The sequence below is a fragment of the Bacillus mycoides genome, assembly GCF_001757995.1.
Classification (GTDB): Bacteria; Bacillota; Bacilli; order Bacillales; family Bacillaceae_G; genus Bacillus_A; species Bacillus_A mycoides_B.
Window position 1 is genome coordinate 156,264 of the sequence record NZ_LXLV01000073.1, and the last position, 20,532, is coordinate 176,795.

The window sequence follows — 20,532 nt, forward strand, 5'->3', positions numbered from 1 at the left end:
CCACTGATTACAGTCTCAATTTATATAGTAATATCGGGCTAACCTCAATCTAAAATCATTCAAATCATTATACGCTTCCAAATTCGCTAACATCCCTCGAATAACTGGAATTCTCGGATTTTGAACTCTCATTTCGGATTCTAAAACGTCTAAAGTAACTAAAACCTCATCATTTTCCAGTTGATCAGCTAATGTTCGTTTTAATATAATAATTTCATTTAAAAAATGCTCTTTCACTTGTTCTTTAATAAGCTCTGAGCTACAAAATAACTCCCCAATCTTTTCTTCATTTAAAACAGGTTCCTCCGAAGAGTCTAGAAGCCCTTCTACTAAATCGTCTACTCTTTTTAAAATAAATGAAGAAACATGAGAGAAATCTATTTCCGGTTCATTTAAAATAATTAATTGTAAATAACCGTGGCATATCCCTTCCACCATAATTACCAAATCTAATAAGTATGGACTGATCTTTTCACCATAAATAGACAGTAGGCTATTCCGATAAAATGCATGAGATTCTAACTTCATCCGCACCATAAACTCTTCTACTTCTTTATTAAATGGAATGGCATTTTCTCTTGCATGCATAATAATAAATTCTTTATGTTTTTGCACATCAGTAAACTGAAAATATAATTGTTTTTCAAATTTTTCACGTGGTAATAACGATTCTTTTTCAATATCCAGCATTTTCTTTTGGATTTTGTCATAATAATATCGAAGTGTCGCTAATAAAAGCTCATCTTTCGATTTAAAATACAAATAAAAAGCCCCTTTTGATATACCACAAGCTGTGACAATTTCTTGTACTGGCGTTGCATTTACACCCTTAGTCGCAAATAACTTCATAGCCATCTCTATAATTAAGCGCTCTTTTTCTTTCATATCTTCTCTCCTAAACTTAATTTCGCATCTTATGTAAATTTAAATTCAATTCAGTCTTATATTAGCAAGTAGCAAGACCCCTATCCAAAAATTTAATGGGACAAAAAAATTATTTTGAGGCCTACTATCTATATAGAAGCTCAATTAATAAAAGCTAATGATTCAGTAAGAAATAACAAAAAAATCTCTCTCCTTACAGTTTCACTTTATTATACCATCTCTTTTCATTGACGACTGACCGACCAGTCAGTTATATTATGTATTAGACTGACCAGTTGGTCAATACAATAAAAAGGGAGCGCAAACATGAACAAACTCATTAATTTCTCGTTAAAAAATAAGTTCGCGGTTTGGCTACTAACCATTATTGTTACCATTGCAGGCATTTATTCTGGGATGAATATGAAGTTAGAAACAATCCCTGATATTACAACGCCTATTGTAACAGTAACTACGGTTTATCCTGGTGCTACACCAGAAGAAGTAGCTGATAAAATTTCAAAACCAATGGAAGGGCAACTCCAAAATTTAAGCGGTGTAAACGTTGTTAGTTCATCATCTTATCAAAATGCATCTTCTATTCAGGTAGAATATGATTTTGATAAAAATATGGAAAAAGCCGAAACGGAAATTAAAGAATCGCTCGCAAACGTGAAACTGCCAGAAGGTGTGAAAGACCCGAAAGTCTCACGAGTAAACTTTAATGCCTTTCCTGTTATTTCATTAAGCGTAGCGAGTAAAAATGAATCTTTAGCTGCCTTAACAGAAAATGTAGAAAAAAATGTTGTTCCTGGATTAAAAGGACTTGATGGTGTCGCATCTGTTCAAATCGCAGGTCAACAAGTAGACGAAGTACAGCTTGTCTTCAAAAAAGATAAGATGAAAGAATTAGGTTTAAGTGAAGATACGGTAAAAAATATGATTAAAGGTTCGGACGTATCGTTACCACTTGGCTTATATACATTTAAAGATACGGAAAAATCAGTTGTTGTAGATGGTAACATTACAACAATTAAAGCATTAAAAGAATTAAAAATTCCAGCTATCCCTTCATCACCGAATGGTCAAGGTAATCAAAATGCTGGTGCTGGAACACAAGCACCACAAATGAATCCAGCCACTATGAACGGCATACCAACGGTTACATTAGAAGACATTGCTGATATTAAAGAAGTCGGAAAAGCAGAGTCTATTTCTCGAACAAATGGAAAAGAAGCAATTGGAATTCAAATTGTGAAGGCTGCTGATGCGAATACAGTTGATGTTGTAAATGCAGTTAAAGATAAAGTAAAAGACCTTGAGAAAAAATATAAAGACTTAGAGATTATTTCAACATTTGATCAAGGTGCGCCTATTGAAAAATCAGTCGAAACAATGCTTAGCAAAGCAATCTTTGGTGCTATCTTTGCGATTGTTATTATTATGTTGTTCCTGCGAAACATTCGAACAACGCTAATCTCTGTCGTTTCTATACCACTTTCTCTATTAATTGCAGTTTTAGTCATAAAACAAATGGATATTACGCTTAACATTATGACACTTGGAGCAATGACAGTCGCTATCGGACGTGTCGTCGATGACTCCATTGTTGTTATTGAAAATATTTATCGACGTATGTCGTTATCAGAAGAAAAATTACGTGGAAAAGATTTAATTCGTGAAGCTACGAAAGAAATGTTTATCCCAATTATGTCTTCTACAATTGTAACAATCGCTGTATTCTTACCTCTTGGGCTTGTAAAGGGTATGATTGGTGAAATGTTCTTACCATTTGCTTTAACAATTGTTTTTGCCCTACTTGCTTCCTTACTTGTGGCAGTTACAATTGTGCCGATGCTAGCACATTCCTTATTTAAGAAGGAAAGCATGCGAGAAAAAGAAGTACATCATGAGGAAAAACCAAGCAAATTAGCAAACGGCTATAAACGTATACTTGAATGGGCTTTAAATCATAAAATCATCACATCAAGTATCGCTGTCCTTCTATTAATTGGTAGTCTTGCACTTGTACCAATTATCGGTGTCAGCTTCTTACCATCTGAAGAAGAAAAAATGATTATCGCAACGTACAAACCTGAGCCAGGTCAAACGTTAGACGACGTTGAAAAAATTGCAACGAAAGCTGAAAAGCATTTCCAAGATAAAAAAGACGTCAAAACGATTCAATTCTCATTAGGCGGCGAAAACCCAATGAGCCCTGGTCAAACAAATCAAGCAATGTTCTTCGTTCAATATGATAACGATACGAAAAACTTTGAAAAAGAGAAAGAACAAGTCGTTAAAGATTTACAAAATATGTCTGGAAAAGGCGAATGGAAAAACCAAGATTTCGGAGCAAGTGGCGGTAGTAACGAAATTAAACTATACGTTTATGGAGATAGCTCTGAAGAAATTAAGCCTGTCGTGAAAGACATTCAAAATATCATGAAGAAAAATAAAGATTTAAAAGATATAGACTCTAGTGTTGCAAAAACATATGCAGAATATACTTTGGTCGCAGATCAAGAAAAGTTAAGTAAAATGGGGCTAACTGCTGCTCAAATTGGAATGGGACTTTCTAATCAACATGATCGCCCTGTTCTAACAACAATTAAAAAAGACGGTAAAGATATCAATGTATATGTCGAAGCTGAAAAACAAAATTATGAAACAATCGATGATTTAACAAATCGTAAAATTACAACACCACTTGGTAATGAAGTTGCTGTTAAAGATGTTATGACTGTAAAAGAAGGTGAAACTTCTAACACAGTAACACATCGTGATGGCCGTGTTTATGCGGAAGTTAGTGCAAAATTAACATCTGATGACGTTTCAAAAGCATCTGCCGCTGTTCAAAAAGAAGTAGATAAAATGGATCTTCCTTCTGGTGTAGATGTTTCTACGGGCGGTGTTACACAAGATATTCAAGAATCATTCAAACAACTTGGCTTAGCGATGTTAGCTGCGATTGCCATTGTATACTTCGTTCTTGTTGTTACATTTGGTGGTGCCCTTGCACCATTCGCAATTTTATTCTCGCTACCATTCACAATCATTGGTGCACTCGTTGCCTTATTAATCTCTGGCGAAACGTTAAGTGTATCTGCGATGATTGGGGCTCTTATGCTAATTGGTATCGTTGTAACGAACGCAATCGTGCTCATTGACCGTGTTATTCATAAAGAAAATGACGGCCTATCAACACGTGACGCATTATTAGAAGCTGGTGCAACACGCTTACGTCCTATCTTAATGACTGCAATTGCAACAATTGGGGCTCTTATCCCGCTTGCATTAGGATTTGAAGGTAGCGGCTTAATTTCTAAAGGACTTGGTGTAACAGTAATCGGTGGATTAACAAGTTCAACGTTATTAACACTTCTTATTGTTCCAATCGTTTATGAAGCACTAAGCAAATTTAAAAAGAAAAAAGTAAAATAAAAAAATAACCTCGCAATTAGCGAGGTTATTTTTTATTTCCGAACAGGATTAGACAATCACCATATCCTTCTTTTTCTAAATTTTCTTTTGGAATAAAACGAAGAGCTGCTGAATTAATACAATAACGCAGGCCATTTGGTCCTGGGCCATCTGGAAATACATGCCCAAGATGTGAATCCCCTGCCTTACTTCTCACTTCAGTACGCGTCATATTATGGCTAACATCCATTTTTTCTTCCACACTAGCTGACATAACTGGTTTCGTAAAACTCGGCCATCCACATCCACTATCGAATTTATCGAAAGAAGTAAATAACGGTTCACCCGAAACGATATCTACATATAAACCCTCTTCTTTATGATTCCAATACTCATTTCGAAATGGCGGTTCTGTCCCATTTTCCTGTGTTACATAAAATTGCATCTCATTTAACCTGTCTTTTAAATGAGCGTTGTCCTTTGGCCAATGATTTTTAATGAAGGCATCACGACCTGAACCTTTACGGTATAGCTCATAACGGAATGTATTTTTCTTATGATATCCTTGATGATATTCTTCAGCTGGATAAAACGTAGCAGCCGGCAATATTTTTGTCGCAATTGGCTTCGAAAAATGCCCACTTTTCTCGAGCTCTTCTTTTGAAGCCTCTGCCTTTTTATGTTGTTCCTCATTATGATAAAAAATCACCGTTTCATAAGACTGTCCACGATCGTGGAATTGTCCCCCTATATCAGTCGGGTCAATTTGTCTCCAATATATATTTAACAACTCCTCATACGGCATTTTATTTGCATCAAATGTAATTTGTACTGCTTCATAATGCCCAGTTGTTTCCGAGCATACTTCTTTATACGTTGGATCCTCTTTATGGCCACCTGTATAGCCTGAAACAACCTGTATAATCCCTTCCATCTCTTCAAATGGCGAAACCATGCACCAGAAGCACCCACCAGCAAATGTAGCTAACTCTACCTTTTCATTTACAGCCATTATTTCACCCCTATTCTATATTCTCCTTACAGTATGGCATAAGAAACATAATGTTATAAAAGAAAAAGCATCGAACATCGATGCTTTTTCTTTACTTCACTTTATTTTTTTCAACGTCTTTCTCCATTTCATCACTTGTCACATCTAAGACATCTAATAAAAAAATGAAGATAGGAATACCGATAATTAGTCCCCATACACCTAAGAAGTGTTCTGAGAAGATTAATACCATAAACGTATAGAAAATCGGTAAATTTGTTTTTTGCGACATAAACTTCGGATTTAATACGTAACTTTCAAGCGCATGAATTACTGTTACGATAACTAAAATATAAACGACATACATAATACCGCCGATATTGTAAGCAATCATACAAAGTGGGAATAACGAAATGATAACACCTGCTACTGGAATTAAACCAAGCAAGAAAATCATTAACGCTAAACCTAGTAATTGCGGGAATCCTAATATCCATAATGCGATAACAGATAAAACACAGTTAACAATTGCGATTAAAAATTGTGCTTCGATTACTTTTCCGAATGAACGTGCAAATTTCTTTCCGAAATACTCTATTTCGTTATAGAAAATTGCAAGTCGACTTTCTTTAAATTTCGAAGTAAAAGCAACGATACGTGCTTTTTCAAGTAGGAAAAATAAGCTTAAAATTACAGAAAGTAAAACTTGAAGGCCAAATTTCCCAACATTCGTAATAGATTTATACAAAATGTCTACGCCTTGCCCTACATATTTAGAAAGCTCCATATGATTAACAGCATTAACTGCATACTTAATTAATTCACTATCAGGTGGATTTCTTAAAAATACATTGAATTGATAAATCAATTGTGAAATTTGTATTGTTAATACCGGTAAATATTTAAATAGCGTAATTGCAATTCCCGCCACTAACATTACATATAAAAGCGCTATAATAATTTTCCGATTAATTGGCATGAAATGATCTAATTTACGAGAAATAAACTTTTGGAATCGATCCATTAAATACGTCAACATAAACGTAATTAAAATTAAATTTAACATACTTTGCATCCCATACAATATGAGAGCAAGTAATACTAATACGATTAACCTCTGAAATCCTTTGCTTTGAAACAGGTTTTTTATTTGCATAATCGACGAGTACTCTCTCCTGTCCTATAAAGTAAAACGTTAACAAGTAGATCTCTCTCTGTTCTCTACTTATAATTATCCTTTAATATTAAAGCCATTGCGAGCAATTTATCTTTAATCCTAACCGCCCGTTAATTTTGCTAATATATTATGTTACTTCTTATTTTACAATACAATGACCTATTTCAAAACGCATTATGCATAGTATTAATGAAGATTTAAGGAAACTTTTATCCTTATAAAAATAGGTCTTACCAATACTGTAACATAAAAAGCAAGCTATCAGTAGAAATCCGCCCTACAAATAGCTTGCTTTTATAATTTTTTTAGTAAGTTATATTACCCAATGAATGGCATAAACATCGGAATGATAACTACTGTTACAACACCAACTACTGTCACAGCGATACTTGCCATAGCTGCTTCTACTTCACCCATTTCGATACCTACTGCAACCCCTAACGCATGTCCTGCTGTCCCAAGAGCTAAACCTTTAGCAATCGGATGTTTAACTCTAAATGTTTTTAAGAATAAAGCTCCTAATGCGTATACGATAACTGCATTAAAGATAACTGCAAATGATGTAATTGCTGGAATACCACCGATACTTTCAGATATTGGTAATGCAATTGCTGTTGTTGCTGCCTGCGGTAACATTGAGTTCATTACAGCTGTATCTAAACCAATTGCTTTTGCGACAATGAACACAACAACCACTGAACAAATAGACCCAACCACGATAGCCGATAAAATTTGCCACCAATATTTTTTTAACTTATCAACTTGTTTATATAATGGAATTGCAAATGCGATTGTTGCTGGCTCTAAGAAAAAACTAATCATCTTTCCGCCCGTATTATATTCCTCAAAGGTAAAGTTACCTACCTTTAAAAATACAATCCCTAATACCATTGCTACGAATAGTGGTGTAAATAAGAAGAATCCTTTTGAGTGTTTGAATAAAAATGTTCCGATTCCGTATGCAATTAATGAAACGACGATTCCGAAATATGGAGTCATTGTGCTTGTCATGTTCATTACCTCCTAACCATGTATGGTCTAAAATAGTTACGCGACTTTTCCGTGTTTGCTTCCTTTGTTTACAACTTTCAACTCTTTTGTATCTTTTGTTTCTTTGTCATCTTTACCTAAAATCAATTGTGCAAATAAACCTGTTACAGCAAGTAAAATAATTGTTGCGACAACGATTACGGTTAGGATTTGTACGAAATATTGGCTCATTACACCAAGAGAGTTAATAACTGAAATACCTGATGGGACGAAAAGGAATCCGATAATACCTGTTAAAGCTGTTCCGAGTGATTCAACTTGCTCCAATTTAATAACCTTTAAACATAGTAGACTAAATAAAACGACTAACCCGATTACTGATGAAGGCATCGGAATTGGTAAATGGGTTGAGATAATATTAGAAACTAACATAATAGCTGAAAAAACGAATATTTGTGATAGAAATCCATATACTTTTTTTGTGCTCATTTTGGCCACCTCTTTTGATTTGGTACCTTTATTTTATAGGATATAAACACCGAAGTAAGCGTTTACATAGCGGGATGTAAAATATAAACAGCCAATTACAATAATCCTACGGTGAAATACAAAAGCTGCTCCTTAAATACGGAGCAGCTTTTTAAGTTCTTTTGCATATGTACGGCTAACCGGGACTTTGGATCCCTCTTTCATAATTAAGTTATAAGTCGAATTAAACCACGGCTGTATCTCAGAAATATGATTAATATTAGCAACGAAACTACGATGAACACGCATAAAAATTGTTTGTGGTAATTTCTTTTCCAAAATGACAAGCGTATCATGTGTTACATATGTTTCTTTCATTGTCTTTACAGTTACTTTCCCATCTACAAGCCCTACATAAATAATATCTTCAATGTTAACAAGTACAATTGATTCCTCAATTGGTAATGCTAATTTATGCATCTCGGTCGTTACATCTACACTCTTTATGTCTTGCTTTGTTTCTAATTTTATTTGCTTTTGTTTTTTATATTTCTTTAATGTCTGTACGATACGTTCTTCATCAAATGGCTTTAAAATGTAATCTAATGCATCTACTTCAAATGCTTGCAGCGCATATTGATCATATGCAGTAGCAAAAACAATTGAAGGTGGATTTTTCATTTTCTTTAATATATTTGCGATTTCAAATCCGTTATCATCAGATAACTGAATATCTAGAAAAACAATATCTGGTTTGTTTTTCATTAATTCTTCTAATGCATCCTCTACACAATCCGCCTCACCGATTATCTCTACTTCTTTTGTTTGCTCTAATAAATATTTCAATTCATCCCGTGCTAACATTTCATCATCAACTACTAATACTTTTAACACTCCGTTTTTCCTCCTCTACTTTTTTCGGAATTACAAAGAGGATCTTTGTCCCTTGCTCTAATTCACTTTCAATTTGAAGCATTGTCTCTTTCCCAAATAACCCGATAAGTCGTTCATTAATATTATATAAAGCTGTTCCAGTCCCTTTCTTTGATGGAACTACCATTTTTCCTAATTGCTCTAGACGTTCAATCTCAATCCCTTGTCCATTATCCTTCACTTCAAAGTGAACCATTCCTTCTTTTTCAAACACATGTACCTCGACTTGGCACACTGGCTGCTTTTTCGGAAAAGCATGGCGCAATGCATTTTCAACTAATAACTGAAGGACAAATGGTGGAACTAAAGTCACCTTTAGTGCCTCTTCAATGTACATCTTCACTTCATACTTATTCGGAAATCTCGCTTGCTCTAACGATAAATATGCATGTACATGATTCAACTCTTGTTCTAATGGAATAAGTAATTGTCGTGCCCCTTGCAAATTACAACGAAAATAAACGCTAAGCTGCAATAATAATTTTCTCGCCTTCTCTACATCTGTTCGGCATAAAGCTGACACTGTATTAATTGCATTAAATAAAAAATGCGGATTGATTTGTGCTTGCAGCGCTTTTATTTCGGCATCTTGCAATAACTTACTTTGTAACTCAGCTTCACCTAACTCAAGCTGTGTGGAGAATATTTTCGCTAGCCCTTCCGCTAACTCTTCTTCAACACGACTTAATTGATTAGAGTTTTTAAAATAAAGTTTTAATGTTCCAATCGTATTTCCATGTGAAGTTAATGGAATAACAACTGCCGCTTGTAATGGACACCCTTCATGTTGACAATTAATAATCTCACGTGATTTCGCCTTCATTATTTCCCCTGTTTTTAATACTTCTTTTGATAAACCTGTTATTAAACTGTGTGAAGGAATATGATGATCTGATGCTAATCCAACGTGAGCTAAGATTTTCTCTGTATCTGTTAAGGATACCGCATCTGTTCCCGTAAAGCGGTGAATAATTTGTGCCACATGTTTACAGGACTCTTCCGTCAACCCTTGGCGGAAATATGGTAACGTCTTATCAGCAATTCGTAATACTTTATGCGTTTGTAAAGCTTTTGCGTTTTCTTCTTGTCGTAAAATAGCTAGTATCATCGAAAGTAAAATAAAACTGCCAAAACTATTTACAAGAATCATCGGTAGCGCAATTGTTCTCACAACACTAAGTCCATTTTCTATCATTAATAGAATCATAAGCATTTCTAAAGTAACGATAAAAACACTTAAAACCGCAGAAAATTTAGGTGTAATAGTACGGTTATATTTTTTGAAGATGTATCCAATATAACCTGTTATAATCCCAGCCAAAATTGATGAGATTGCACAACTTACTGCCGTCGTCCCGCCAAGCATATAACGATGAATACCCGCAATAGAACCTACTCCAATTCCGACGATAGGACCGCCAAGCAACCCACTAATTCCCACACCCATAATTCGTGTATTCGCAATTGTGCTGGATGATGAAACACCTTGTAACCAATTTTCATTCATAATAGTATTTCCTGCTATTTCAATCCCTGTGTAATTGCTCACAATTGTAAACACTGAAAAAATACAAATGAGCTTAAACTTATCTACATATCCATCTTGCTTATGAAGAAGACGCCGGAACGTTTTAATATGAGAAAGTAAAAATCCTAAAATAACAATAAGTCCGACGCGTTCAATCATCATAAGTACTAAATTTAGCATCTGTGATTCATTCCTTTTTATATTAGTTAGTTTTATTATGGGAAAATAATGAAGCGTGCGTCAAGGAGAATGAAATGTTTTTTGAAATATTTTACACATAACAATCTCCTCTTTATTTGACAATCTAATAGAAGAGTGCTAAAAATAAAGTAATATAATACAGTCCTTTAACCCAACCCCGTGAGGTTGAGAAGGAAGTCGGAATATAATATACGTATGTTCTTTTTTTAGGGATACGTATGCTTTTTTTGGCCTTCTCATCATATCAGGTGAGAAGGCCTTTTGTTATTCTTCCATAGCGACTGTAGAAGAAAATAAGGAGGAGTAATAATGAACATTACTACTGATGTACAACCAACAACAGAGGAGACGAAAGAGAAAAGATATAAAACATTATTTGGTTCTGCGCTAGGATATGCAGCAGAAGGATTAGATATGTTGCTCTTATCTTTCGTACTTGTCTACATTCTAAAAGAATTTCATCTTAGCCCTGTCGAGGGAGGGAACTTAACATTAGCCACAACAATTGGGATGTTAATTGGTTCCTATTTATTTGGATTTATTGCTGATTTATTCGGTCGTATCCGTACAATGGCCTTTACAATCTTACTATTTTCACTAGCAACTGCACTTATTTATTTCGCAACAGATTATTGGCAATTATTAATTCTTCGCTTTTTAGTTGGAATGGGCGTTGGTGGTGAATTCGGGATTGGAATGGCCATCGTAACAGAAACGTGGTCTAAAGAAATGCGTGCTAAAGCGACATCAGTTGTTGCACTTGGCTGGCAATTTGGCGTCCTGGTTGCTTCAATCCTTCCAGCATTTATCGTCCCGCACTTTGGGTGGAGAGCTGTTTTCTTATTTGGATTAATTCCCGCTTTATTAGCTGTTTATGTCCGTAAAAGTTTAAGCGAACCGAAAATATGGGAGCAAAAGCAACGTTACAAAAAGGAATTGCTCCAGAAGGAAGCTGAAGGTAATTTGACAACTATTGAAGCGGAACAACTAAAAAATATGAAAAAGTTCCCACTTCGAAAGTTATTTGCAAGTAAAAAAGTAACAATAACAACAATTGGTCTTATTATTATGTCATTTATCCAGAACTTCGGATATTATGGCATTTTCACATGGATGCCAACTATTTTAGCGAATAAATATAACTATACATTAGCAAAAGCAAGCGGTTGGATGTTCATTTCTACTATTGGTATGCTAATTGGAATTGCAACCTTTGGTATTCTAGCTGATAAAATTGGCCGCCGCAAAACATTTTCATTATATTATATTGGCGGTACTATATACTGCTTCATTTACTTCTTCCTATTCACAGATGCGACATCATTGTTATGGGGAAGTGCCCTACTTGGATTCTTTGCAAATGGAATGATGGGAGGATTCGGAGCAATTTTAGCTGAAAACTATCCTGCCGAAGCTCGCTCCACAGCGGAAAACTTTATTTTCGGCACAGGGCGTGGATTAGCTGGATTTGGGCCGGTTATTATTGGATTACTCGCTACGGGTGGCAATCTACTTGGAGCATTGTCTCTGATCTTTATCATCTATCCAATCGGGTTGATTACAATGCTATTATGTGTACCAGAAACAAAGGGAAAAGTGTTAGACTAAACGTAAAAGAGGAAGCATCTCATTTAAGATGCTTCCTCTTTTTAATGTTTGTTTATCATTTATTTTGATTTACTAGCTTTCTGGAATAAGAAAGCAGTTTTATCTTTTTCTTGTATAATGCCTTGCTTCAATGCTAATTCCCCTGCAACTTTAGGAGCTAACCATAGCATCGGGAATAACAGAATTGATACCGGAACAGCTGTCACTACAATGAAAGATTGTAATGCATTAATGCTTCCTTCTCCCATATATAAAAGAATTGCTGCAACTGCTCCCATAATAAGCGACCAAAAAATTCGCAAGCTAATTCTAGGATCTCCATCTCCAGTCACTGCCATTGAAATGGAATAAGCCATTGAATCTCCTGTTGTTACTACAAATAAAATTGTTAATAAAAGAAATGCTGGTCCAATAATATTAGATAGTGGCAATTGCCCTGTAATTGCCATCATCGCTGCTGGCATTCCAGATTCACTTAATGCAGCCGAGATAGAGCCAGGCTTCATTAACTCATAAAACACACCTGATCCTCCCAAAATCGTAAACCAAAACGTTGTAATAATAGGTGCAATAATTCCAATTGCAACGATGATTTCTCGAATCGTTCTTCCTCTTGAAATTCGACTCACTAAAATTGCCATCATCGGTCCATATCCAATAAACCATCCCCAGAAGAAGATTGTCCAAGATCCTAACCAACCTGTATCCCCGCGATATGTGCTCATTGGTATAAACTCATTTATATAAAATCCAAACGAAGAAACAAATGAATCAATAATAAATCCACCTGGTCCAAAGAATAACACAAACACCATCAATAAAATCGCTAGTTTAACATTTAAATCACTTATTATTTGAATCCCTTTATTAATTCCCGTTACCGCAGATATAGTAGAAACGGCCACTACACAAATAATAATTGCTAATTGAGTAGTAAACACATCAGGAATTCCAAATAATGCTTGTAAGCCATAACTTGCTTGTAATCCTAAAAATCCGATTGGGCCAATTGTTCCTGCAGCTACCGCAATAATTGCAAATACATCAATCATCGTTCCAAGAAAACTCTTTCGCAATTTCTCCCCAAAAATAGGATATAAAAGCGTTCGAGGTTTTAACGGCATACCTTTATGATAATGCCCATACATCATAACTACTGCACTAATTGTCCCTAAAATCGTCCATGCTAAGAAACCCCAGTGCATATAACTTTGTGCTAAAGCAGGCATGACTGCTTCTTTCGTTCCAGCAGATATACCTTCATGTATTGGTGGCACCGTCATCAAATGATACATTGGCTCTGCTGCTGCCCAAAAAACGCCACCTCCGGCAAGTAATGTAGACATAATAATAGCGAGCCATTTTGCCGTACTAATCTCAGGTTTTTCTAATCCCCCAAGTTTAACTCTCCCATATTTCGAGAACGCCATACACATCGCAACAATAAATGTACCAATTAATAAAACCTGCCAAAAGGCACCAAAATATTTAATTGAAGCTGCAAAACTGCTATTAATGACTCCCTCTACATAACTTTTATTTAAAATAACTGCAATTACAAATAATAAAAGTGAGCCACCACTAATAAGAAATACAGGCCAATCCGTTTTTTGACTCTTCATCCTCATTTACCTTCCTCCTTCCTCAGCAATCTAAAAAAACAACTTCATTATGTTTTATTGTTTATATTCCACACACAATAATTATATAAGTATAATGCTTTAATGATTTCACACACACTTATGTTGTCCCTAAAAATATGCTAAATCCTTCTTATTTTAAAAGAATATTTTATTCCTCTTACATAAAAATGCAAAACAAAAGACCTTATATTTCTATAAGGTCTTCGAAACAGAAATTTGATTATAACACAAGGAACTGGCCGTTTCAAAAAAGGGCGTGCCAAAAGAGCTAGAAGTAAAGGCTTCCAACTGCTATCTAATAGGAATTAAAAAAAATTAAAATTTCATGATTGATACCTTTATATTACAAACTACTTATGGAAGAAATTAGGCGTTAGAATGTCGTTTGGATACGGTTTATGATAAATATGAGTTGCAGCAGGTGATAACGGAGGAATTAACCATACCCAGTTGCCAGTTACAACCCGTCCACAAGCAACTTCTTGCTTCTCAAACTGCTGAAATTGCTGGGCGGCAGTATGGTGATCTACAATGCTAACCCCTTGTTTTTTGAAAGAATGTAAAACAGCTATATTTAACTCAATTAACGCTTTGTCTTTCCATAACGTACTATTTCTGGAAGTATCTAAATTTATCATCTCTGCAACTGCTGGAAGCAAATTATAACGGTCATGATCCGCTAAATTACGAGCACCAATTTCAGTCCCCATATACCATCCATTAAACGGGGCTGCTGTATAAGAAATACCGCCAATCTCTAAACGCATATCTGAAATCATCGGTACCCCATACCATTTTACTTCTAGTGATGAAATTGGGTACTCTGGATGTTCAATTGGTACCTCTTTCACTTCTTTTTTAGGAATTTCTTTATATACAGGATCTTTTCCATCAACAGAAAATACAAGCGGTAATACGTCAAAATGTGTACCTTCTCCTTGCCACCCAAGACCTTGACATAAATCGGTAAGTGCGGTGGAGTGTGAGTCACCAATCACTCCCATTTCCGTTTTGTATCCTGCATATCGAATTAATTGATGATTATAAAGTCGTATATTATTCTCTTCACTTTGATATTGCTTAAAAATCGTAATTGTCGGTTTAACTTTTCCATCATTCGTCGCATATTTAATATGATGAATTAATGCATTATATACACCTTCTTCATCATTTACTTCACGCGCATCTAATATGTGCATCTTACTCCAAAACAATCTCCCAATGCATCTATTACTATTACGCCATGCCATTCGTGATCCATGAACAAGCTCTTCAAATGTATGCTCATACGTGCCAGTCTTTTCTATCTCTATTAAAATTTCCTTCATACGCTCTTTTATTAATTGCTCTTTATTAAGTTCCTTATAGCAAACGGTAATAAAATTACTTGCTTCCTCTATTAATTGTTTCGTTTTGCTCATAAACAATCTCCTTCTATCTCAACAAGACACTACTACTTTACAGTATAAGCAAAAAGGATACGAGTCACAAACGAAATCAAAAGTGTTACTTTTATCGTGATATTTTTCAGAAAATTTTTAGAATTTTTGTTGACTTCCGAAAAAACAAGTGTATTTTTGACTTAAGTAAACTATTTTGACCTGCACCAACTTTTTAGGTGGAAAGGAGGTAATTTCACGTCTTCATTTCAATTGCCCAATCTTTCATATGACTATGATGAACTAGATCCATACATTGGTGTAACACATTAGCATTCATCATGCATGTAAGGTAACTTTGGTAATGTAAAACTAGTATTGTCGAAATCCTCCAGAATCCCCCGGCTTGCCACCGGGGGATTTATGATTACTTCGTTGTATTTATGTAATGGTGTAAAACATTTTTCATTTCTAGTTTCAGCTCTCGGAACGGAAATCCCAATTCACGAGCCTTCCCATTATGTAGCGTACAATTAGTTACCTCATTATAAGGAGCTATATTGTCTCCTGCTTCTTGAATGAGCGCTTTTCTCTCCGTTATCTCTTCTATGAAACGAATAATTTCTTCAGTAGAAACTACCCCGTTACTACAAGCGTTCATTGGTCCTTCCATGTTTTCCATCCCACACCAAGCTAAAAACTCTCCTGCTTCTTTTTCATGTATAAATGACAACTCTCCATCTACATGATCCACAACGATAGGCTCTTGTTTCACAACATGTTCAACGTAAAATTGTAATCTTTTCGTATAATCATTTTCTCCGATAACAACCGGAAAACGTACTGCAACGACCGGGAATGTTGCATGTTGAAACAACACTGCTTCGGCTAATCGCTTACCTTCACTATAATTAAAATCATTCCTATTTCCATACGTGATTGCATACTCGTACGGATTAAAGTTCTCTTCTAATAGGCCTAGCGCAGGCTCATAGACAGCCATTGAAGATGTCATAACATATTTTTTCACTTTACCACATAATACTTTACATATAATTTCCGCGGCGTTCGGGCTATAACATAAGTTATCGTATACAATATCATAACTCTTACCTTCTAAACGCTCTTCCAATAATTTCTCGTCTTCTCTATCTACTACAATTCTTTTTACCGTATCCCCAAAAGAATCCTCCGTAAATCCTCGTGTTGCAATTGTTATATCGTGTCCCTCTTGTAAAAGTGCTTCTACTAATTGCTTACCAAAAAATCTTGTTCCCCCTAGAACCAACACTTTTTTCACTTTCATCATCCCCTATTTTATAAAATCGAATATTGTAAAATACCACCTTAATTATAAACCTGACTATAAACAAAAAGCATGGAATCATTATCAAGATTCCATGCTTTCTTACATACGATACTTTAACGTACTCGATATTTAAAAATACAATAGCAGCAATATAAAATAGAAATTACTGATACATAAACCCACAGTTCATATACGAATCCCTCGCCCCATACTCCCATAAAATAAAAGAGTGAAGGCAACGTCAATGTTACCCATGATTGTACAAAGGCAATTCTGCCAAGATATTGATTGATATTCTTTTTTTGTGCATTTAATACAAAGAATAAATACCAAAGTAATGCCCACATAAACCATGTTAAAGCATTAACAACATCGTGGAATTGAACAAATGAAACAACCATATAGAATAAAGCAATAATTGCTACCCAAATACAGAACCAGCCTAGTCCACTACTATCCATTCCTTTAATAAAAGTAACGCCTACATATAAATAAGTTAAACCAAATAGAAAAGTAGCTGCGTATGAATATACCGTCCAGTTACTTTGATCAGAAATCATAATCAAATAGAACGGAATGATAATTTGTAGTGCCCCCACAAATAAATTAAAAACACCTGCGCTTTTCATCTCTACTTTGCCCAATATAACAAGACTATTTAAAAATAAAGCTGCACCTGAAAGTAATAATCCCACGTAACCCATATATATTCGTGTGAAAGTCTTTCCCTTTCACACTTTTAACCTCCCCACAATATAAAGTGATCCTTTATTATTTTTCTTCCTATTTAAAACTACATACATAATTTTTAATCTGAATAAGTCAGACTTCCTACCTTAAAGAAGAACGTATTTAAAACGCTTTCAATAATAAATAACCCTATCAGAACATTAAATAGGATTCCTTGATTATAAACGTACTCTAACCATGATACAAGTATTGAAATTCTTTTCAATATTACGTTTTTTATTTCTATAAAAAATTAGTAGAGTGATACATTTTCCCTATCTCAATCTGGGAACGTAACACTTGAATACTCTATTTTGCAGCTGACTATAATTGGTGCTTATGCAAACGGGATGGTCCTTGTTATCACGTTACTACTCTTATATTTTGAAGATCGTAAAGGGGCATTTCGAACATCAGCCCTGTTCTTTTTTGCAAACCTGTTATTAAGTCTTCTTCTACTTCCATTTGGGTTCAATGGTTACGGTATTAGTTTTGCACGCGGATCTTCTATTACATTCTTATATGCTATTTCTAGGCTCTTTACTTACATTAAAGATATTGATTACTACACGTTTTGTCAGTCAAATGCTCCTATAAAACGACGAACTTTCTTTACTAAATTTGCTAATAAACTTAATGGAAATAAATAAATAAAAATGACCTTTTGCTCCCGCAAAAAGGTCATTTTTATTTATTTATTAAACTTCTAGATAGCCATTTTTGTTATTTGATTGCCATCTCCAAGAGTCTGCACACATCTCTTCTAATCCGCGTTTTGCTTCCCATCCTAATTCACGCTTCGCTTTCGATGCATCGGCAAAACATACTGCCACATCACCAGGGCGACGCTCCGTAATTTTATAAGGAACTTCTTTGCCCGAAACCTTTTCAAATGCTTCAACCATTTCCAACACACTATAACCAGTACCTGTACCGAGATTGTATGCATCTATCCCAGTAGTGCCAAGTACCTTTTCAAGCGCCTTTACATGGCCATTGGCTAAGTCTACAACATGAATATAATCACGGACACCCGTGCCATCTTTTGTTGGATAGTCATTTCCAAATACACTTAATTCCTTTAGCTTACCTACTGCTACTTGTGTTACATATGGCATTAAGTTATTTGGAATTCCGTTTGGATCTTCTCCAATACGTCCACTTTCATGCGCACCAAATGGGTTGAAATAACGAAGTAATGCGATACTCCATTCTGCATCCGCAAATGCTACATCACGCATAATTTGTTCAATCATTAATTTCGTTTGACCATATGGATTTGTTGCACTTAATGGAAACTCCTCCGTAATTGGTGATGTTTCTGGGATACCATACACTGTTGCAGATGAACTGAAGATCATCTTCTTCACATCATGCTTCTGCATCACTTCACATAGCACTAATGTGCTTGTAATGTTGTTATGATAATACGTTAATGGAATTGCTACTGATTCCCCTACAGCCTTAAAGCCTGCAAAGTGAATAACAGCTTCAATTGTATTTTCTTCAAAAATCGTATCAAGTGCTTCTCGATTTAAAATATCTTCTTTATAAAACTTAAACTGTTTTCCTGTTATCTCTTTCACTCGATTTATAGACTCTACCGAGCTATTCGAAAGATTATCTACTACTATAATTTCGTAACCGTTTTTTAGTAATTCTACGCATGTATGACTACCAATATATCCTGCTCCACCTGTTACAAGTATTGCCATAATTATAGTCCTCCATATTTCATTCATTATAAACTTCTCAAAGTATATCACATATTTCTTATCGTATGTTTATTATGCGAACACAGAAACTTACATTTTATCCCACACTTATTTTGTACAATACACGATTCCAATCAGGTAATAAAAAAACGCCACATAACAGACATCGCGTGGCGTTTTTTGATCAAATTACGTAACAATATACACTTAGAAAATGCGCAAGACTACCTAACAATACAAAGACATGAAAAATTTCATGGTGTCCCATATATTTAAACTCCAACCATTTTGGCTTCGCACCGTAAATAAACCCACCAATTGTATAAAAAATGCCTCCAAGTACTAAGAAAATAATACCTCCTGTACTTAAATTCTCAGCTAGCGGTGCAAAGAATAGAACAATTAACCAACCCATCAGAAGATAAATTGCTGTCGATAACCATCTTGGACAATTAAACCAAAACATTTTAAAAACAATACCACAAATCGCCGTTGCATAAACTAAGCAAAATAATAGTAAACCATTTGCCGAATTTAATGTAATTAAGCAAAAGGGTGCATATGTACCTGCAATTAATATAAAAATCATAGAATGATCTAGCTTCCTAAAGAAATAAATAACACGTTCACTGGCTACGACACTATGATACACAGCTGATGCCATATAAAGTACCATCATCCCGATACCAAATAAAATAACAGCTGTAATTGCAGCAAAAGATGGCATCTTAACAGAAACTTTCACAATCATAGCTAATAATGCAATAAATGATAATACAGCTCCTCCTAAGTGAGTAAATGCATTAACTGGTTCTCTTACATAAGCATTCATATAAACACCCCTCATATAATTACATGTAGTTTTAATAACTACTTATAATTATATATATATTATTCATACGGGTCAACATTTACATTTCATTTGTTTCGTAATACCATATTTAAAGACATACTAAACATTAAGTTCCACTAAGTTATAAAAGTGAGGGGTTCTACGTGGAAAATATAAATAAATTACTTGAATCATTACATTTAGAAAAAAATATTAAACTTGAGGATATCCCAAATGTCGACTTATATGTAGACCAAGTTGTCCAACTATTTGAGAATACTTATGCGGATACAACGAGAAATGATGATGAAAAAGTATTAACAAAAACAATGATTAACAATTACGCAAAAGGGAAACTATTCATCCCTATCAAAAATAAAAAGTATTCAAAAGAACATATGATTTTAATCAGCTTAATTTATCAATTAAAAGGAGCACTTTCCATTAATGATATAAAAAGCTCCTTAGAAAATATAAATGCACCGTTAATAAACGATGATACATTCGAATTAAATACTCTATATAAAGATTATCTTTCTCTTACTGAAACCAATGTAGAAAGCTTTAAACAAGACGTAAATAAGCGTGTTACGGAAGTAAACGAGGTTTCTTCCTTAGAAGATCCAACACTAGAAAAGTTTTTATTACTAACATCCTTCGTGACTATGAGTAATATGTATAGACGTTTAGCAGAAAAATTAGTTGATGATCTCAAAGAATCTTAAACAAAAAACTATCCACC

Annotated in this window: 16 protein-coding genes and 2 pseudogenes; 4 read left to right on the plus strand and 14 right to left on the minus strand. The window is 34.7% G+C overall.

Features of this window, described 5'->3' with window-relative positions; genetic code table 11:
• Positions 1-15: 15 nt before the first annotated feature.
• Positions 16-885, minus strand: coding sequence for a TetR/AcrR family transcriptional regulator (locus BWGOE10_RS27135; RefSeq protein WP_070145711.1), 870 nt, complete (start codon positions 883-885; stop codon positions 16-18).
• 306 nt (positions 886-1,191) lie between these two features.
• On the opposite strand from BWGOE10_RS27135, the gene BWGOE10_RS27140 reads away from it, so the two are divergent.
• Entirely contained in the window at positions 1,192-4,308 is a 3,117-nt protein-coding gene (locus tag BWGOE10_RS27140) for an efflux RND transporter permease subunit (RefSeq protein WP_070145712.1), read from the plus strand.
• Positions 4,309-4,333: 25 nt separating this feature from the next.
• On the opposite strand, the gene msrB is transcribed toward BWGOE10_RS27140, so the two are convergent.
• From msrB to lytS, 7 genes and pseudogenes are all read right to left on the minus strand, one after another.
• Positions 4,334-4,786 (minus strand): peptide-methionine (R)-S-oxide reductase MsrB, encoded by a 453-nt coding sequence (gene msrB / locus BWGOE10_RS33595; RefSeq protein WP_257209043.1) that lies wholly within the window; start codon positions 4,784-4,786, stop codon positions 4,334-4,336.
• A gap of 45 nt (positions 4,787-4,831) precedes the next feature.
• A pseudogene (gene msrA, locus BWGOE10_RS33600) lies at positions 4,832-5,299 on the minus strand (peptide-methionine (S)-S-oxide reductase MsrA); the annotation flags it as partial.
• Between the two features lie 91 nt (positions 5,300-5,390).
• Positions 5,391-6,434: an AI-2E family transporter gene (locus tag BWGOE10_RS27150; protein WP_070145714.1), complete on the minus strand. Its 1,044-nt coding sequence runs from the start codon at positions 6,432-6,434 to the stop codon at positions 5,391-5,393.
• A gap of 339 nt (positions 6,435-6,773) precedes the next feature.
• The gene (gene lrgB / locus BWGOE10_RS27155; protein ID WP_002144612.1) at positions 6,774-7,466 is read right to left on the minus strand and encodes an antiholin-like protein LrgB; all 693 of its coding nucleotides are present in this window, start codon (positions 7,464-7,466) and stop codon (positions 6,774-6,776) included.
• Between the two features lie 36 nt (positions 7,467-7,502).
• Positions 7,503-7,934: an antiholin-like murein hydrolase modulator LrgA gene (gene lrgA, locus BWGOE10_RS27160; protein WP_002113185.1), complete on the minus strand. Its 432-nt coding sequence runs from the start codon at positions 7,932-7,934 to the stop codon at positions 7,503-7,505.
• Positions 7,935-8,066: 132 nt separating this feature from the next.
• On the minus strand, positions 8,067-8,807 hold the full coding sequence (locus BWGOE10_RS27165; protein WP_070145716.1) for a LytR/AlgR family response regulator transcription factor: 741 nt from the start codon (positions 8,805-8,807) through the stop codon (positions 8,067-8,069).
• Positions 8,785-10,554 (minus strand): two-component system sensor histidine kinase LytS, encoded by a 1,770-nt coding sequence (gene lytS, locus BWGOE10_RS27170; protein ID WP_070145718.1) that lies wholly within the window; start codon positions 10,552-10,554, stop codon positions 8,785-8,787. The genes BWGOE10_RS27165 and lytS overlap by 23 nt, the downstream gene beginning before the upstream one ends.
• Positions 10,555-10,884: 330 nt before the next feature.
• On the opposite strand from lytS, the gene BWGOE10_RS27175 reads away from it, so the two are divergent.
• Positions 10,885-12,183, plus strand: a complete 1,299-nt coding sequence (locus tag BWGOE10_RS27175) for an MFS transporter (protein WP_070145720.1) — start codon at positions 10,885-10,887, stop codon at positions 12,181-12,183.
• A 59-nt stretch (positions 12,184-12,242) separates the two neighbouring features.
• Here the strand turns inward: BWGOE10_RS27175 and BWGOE10_RS27180 are convergent, their stop codons facing one another.
• From BWGOE10_RS27180 to BWGOE10_RS27195, 4 genes are all read right to left on the minus strand, one after another.
• Positions 12,243-13,811, minus strand: coding sequence for a BCCT family transporter (locus BWGOE10_RS27180; RefSeq protein ID WP_070145722.1), 1,569 nt, complete (start codon positions 13,809-13,811; stop codon positions 12,243-12,245).
• Positions 13,812-14,176: 365 nt separating this feature from the next.
• The gene (locus BWGOE10_RS27185; protein WP_070145724.1) at positions 14,177-15,247 is read right to left on the minus strand and encodes a nitric oxide synthase oxygenase; all 1,071 of its coding nucleotides are present in this window, start codon (positions 15,245-15,247) and stop codon (positions 14,177-14,179) included.
• 385 nt (positions 15,248-15,632) lie between these two features.
• Complete coding sequence (locus BWGOE10_RS27190; RefSeq protein ID WP_131798985.1) at positions 15,633-16,511, minus strand: NAD-dependent epimerase/dehydratase family protein; 879 nt, start codon at positions 16,509-16,511, stop codon at positions 15,633-15,635.
• Positions 16,512-16,627: 116 nt separating this feature from the next.
• The gene (locus BWGOE10_RS27195; protein ID WP_000542579.1) at positions 16,628-17,218 is read right to left on the minus strand and encodes an AmiS/UreI family transporter; all 591 of its coding nucleotides are present in this window, start codon (positions 17,216-17,218) and stop codon (positions 16,628-16,630) included.
• 303 nt (positions 17,219-17,521) lie between these two features.
• Between BWGOE10_RS27195 and pelG the strand changes: the two are divergent.
• Positions 17,522-17,893 (plus strand): annotated as a pseudogene (gene pelG, locus BWGOE10_RS30640) (exopolysaccharide Pel transporter PelG); the annotation flags it as partial.
• A 48-nt stretch (positions 17,894-17,941) separates the two neighbouring features.
• On the opposite strand, the gene galE reads toward pelG, so the two are convergent.
• Both galE and trhA read right to left on the minus strand, forming a co-directional pair.
• Positions 17,942-18,958, minus strand: a complete 1,017-nt coding sequence (gene galE / locus BWGOE10_RS27200; protein ID WP_070145728.1) for a UDP-glucose 4-epimerase GalE — start codon at positions 18,956-18,958, stop codon at positions 17,942-17,944.
• 184 nt (positions 18,959-19,142) lie between these two features.
• Positions 19,143-19,790: a PAQR family membrane homeostasis protein TrhA gene (gene trhA / locus BWGOE10_RS27205; RefSeq protein WP_000995373.1), complete on the minus strand. Its 648-nt coding sequence runs from the start codon at positions 19,788-19,790 to the stop codon at positions 19,143-19,145.
• A 164-nt stretch (positions 19,791-19,954) separates the two neighbouring features.
• Here trhA and BWGOE10_RS27210 point away from each other — a divergent pair, with 164 nt between their 5' ends.
• On the plus strand, positions 19,955-20,515 hold the full coding sequence (locus tag BWGOE10_RS27210) for a DUF1836 domain-containing protein (RefSeq protein ID WP_070145729.1): 561 nt from the start codon (positions 19,955-19,957) through the stop codon (positions 20,513-20,515).
• Positions 20,516-20,532: the final 17 nt, after the last annotated feature.

Excerpts from the sequence above, each read along its gene's own strand:
- BWGOE10_RS27135 (WP_070145711.1), bottom strand. The coding sequence starts at position 885 with ATGAAAGAAAAAGAGCGCTTAATTATAGAGATGGCTATGAAGTTATTT.
- BWGOE10_RS27140 (WP_070145712.1), top strand. The coding sequence starts at position 1,192 with ATGAACAAACTCATTAATTTCTCGTTAAAAAATAAGTTCGCGGTTTGG.
- BWGOE10_RS27150 (WP_070145714.1), bottom strand. The coding sequence starts at position 6,434 with ATGCAAATAAAAAACCTGTTTCAAAGCAAAGGATTTCAGAGGTTAATC.
- lrgB (WP_002144612.1), bottom strand. The coding sequence starts at position 7,466 with ATGACAAGCACAATGACTCCATATTTCGGAATCGTCGTTTCATTAATT.
- lrgA (WP_002113185.1), bottom strand. The coding sequence starts at position 7,934 with ATGAGCACAAAAAAAGTATATGGATTTCTATCACAAATATTCGTTTTT.
- lytS (WP_070145718.1), bottom strand. The coding sequence starts at position 10,554 with ATGCTAAATTTAGTACTTATGATGATTGAACGCGTCGGACTTATTGTT.
- BWGOE10_RS27175 (WP_070145720.1), top strand. The coding sequence starts at position 10,885 with ATGAACATTACTACTGATGTACAACCAACAACAGAGGAGACGAAAGAG.
- BWGOE10_RS27180 (WP_070145722.1), bottom strand. The coding sequence starts at position 13,811 with ATGAGGATGAAGAGTCAAAAAACGGATTGGCCTGTATTTCTTATTAGT.
- BWGOE10_RS27185 (WP_070145724.1), bottom strand. The coding sequence starts at position 15,247 with ATGAGCAAAACGAAACAATTAATAGAGGAAGCAAGTAATTTTATTACC.
- BWGOE10_RS27190 (WP_131798985.1), bottom strand. The coding sequence starts at position 16,511 with ATGAAAGTGAAAAAAGTGTTGGTTCTAGGGGGAACAAGATTTTTTGGT.
- BWGOE10_RS27195 (WP_000542579.1), bottom strand. The coding sequence starts at position 17,218 with ATGGGTTACGTGGGATTATTACTTTCAGGTGCAGCTTTATTTTTAAAT.
- galE (WP_070145728.1), bottom strand. The coding sequence starts at position 18,958 with ATGGCAATACTTGTAACAGGTGGAGCAGGATATATTGGTAGTCATACA.
- trhA (WP_000995373.1), bottom strand. The coding sequence starts at position 19,790 with ATGAATGCTTATGTAAGAGAACCAGTTAATGCATTTACTCACTTAGGA.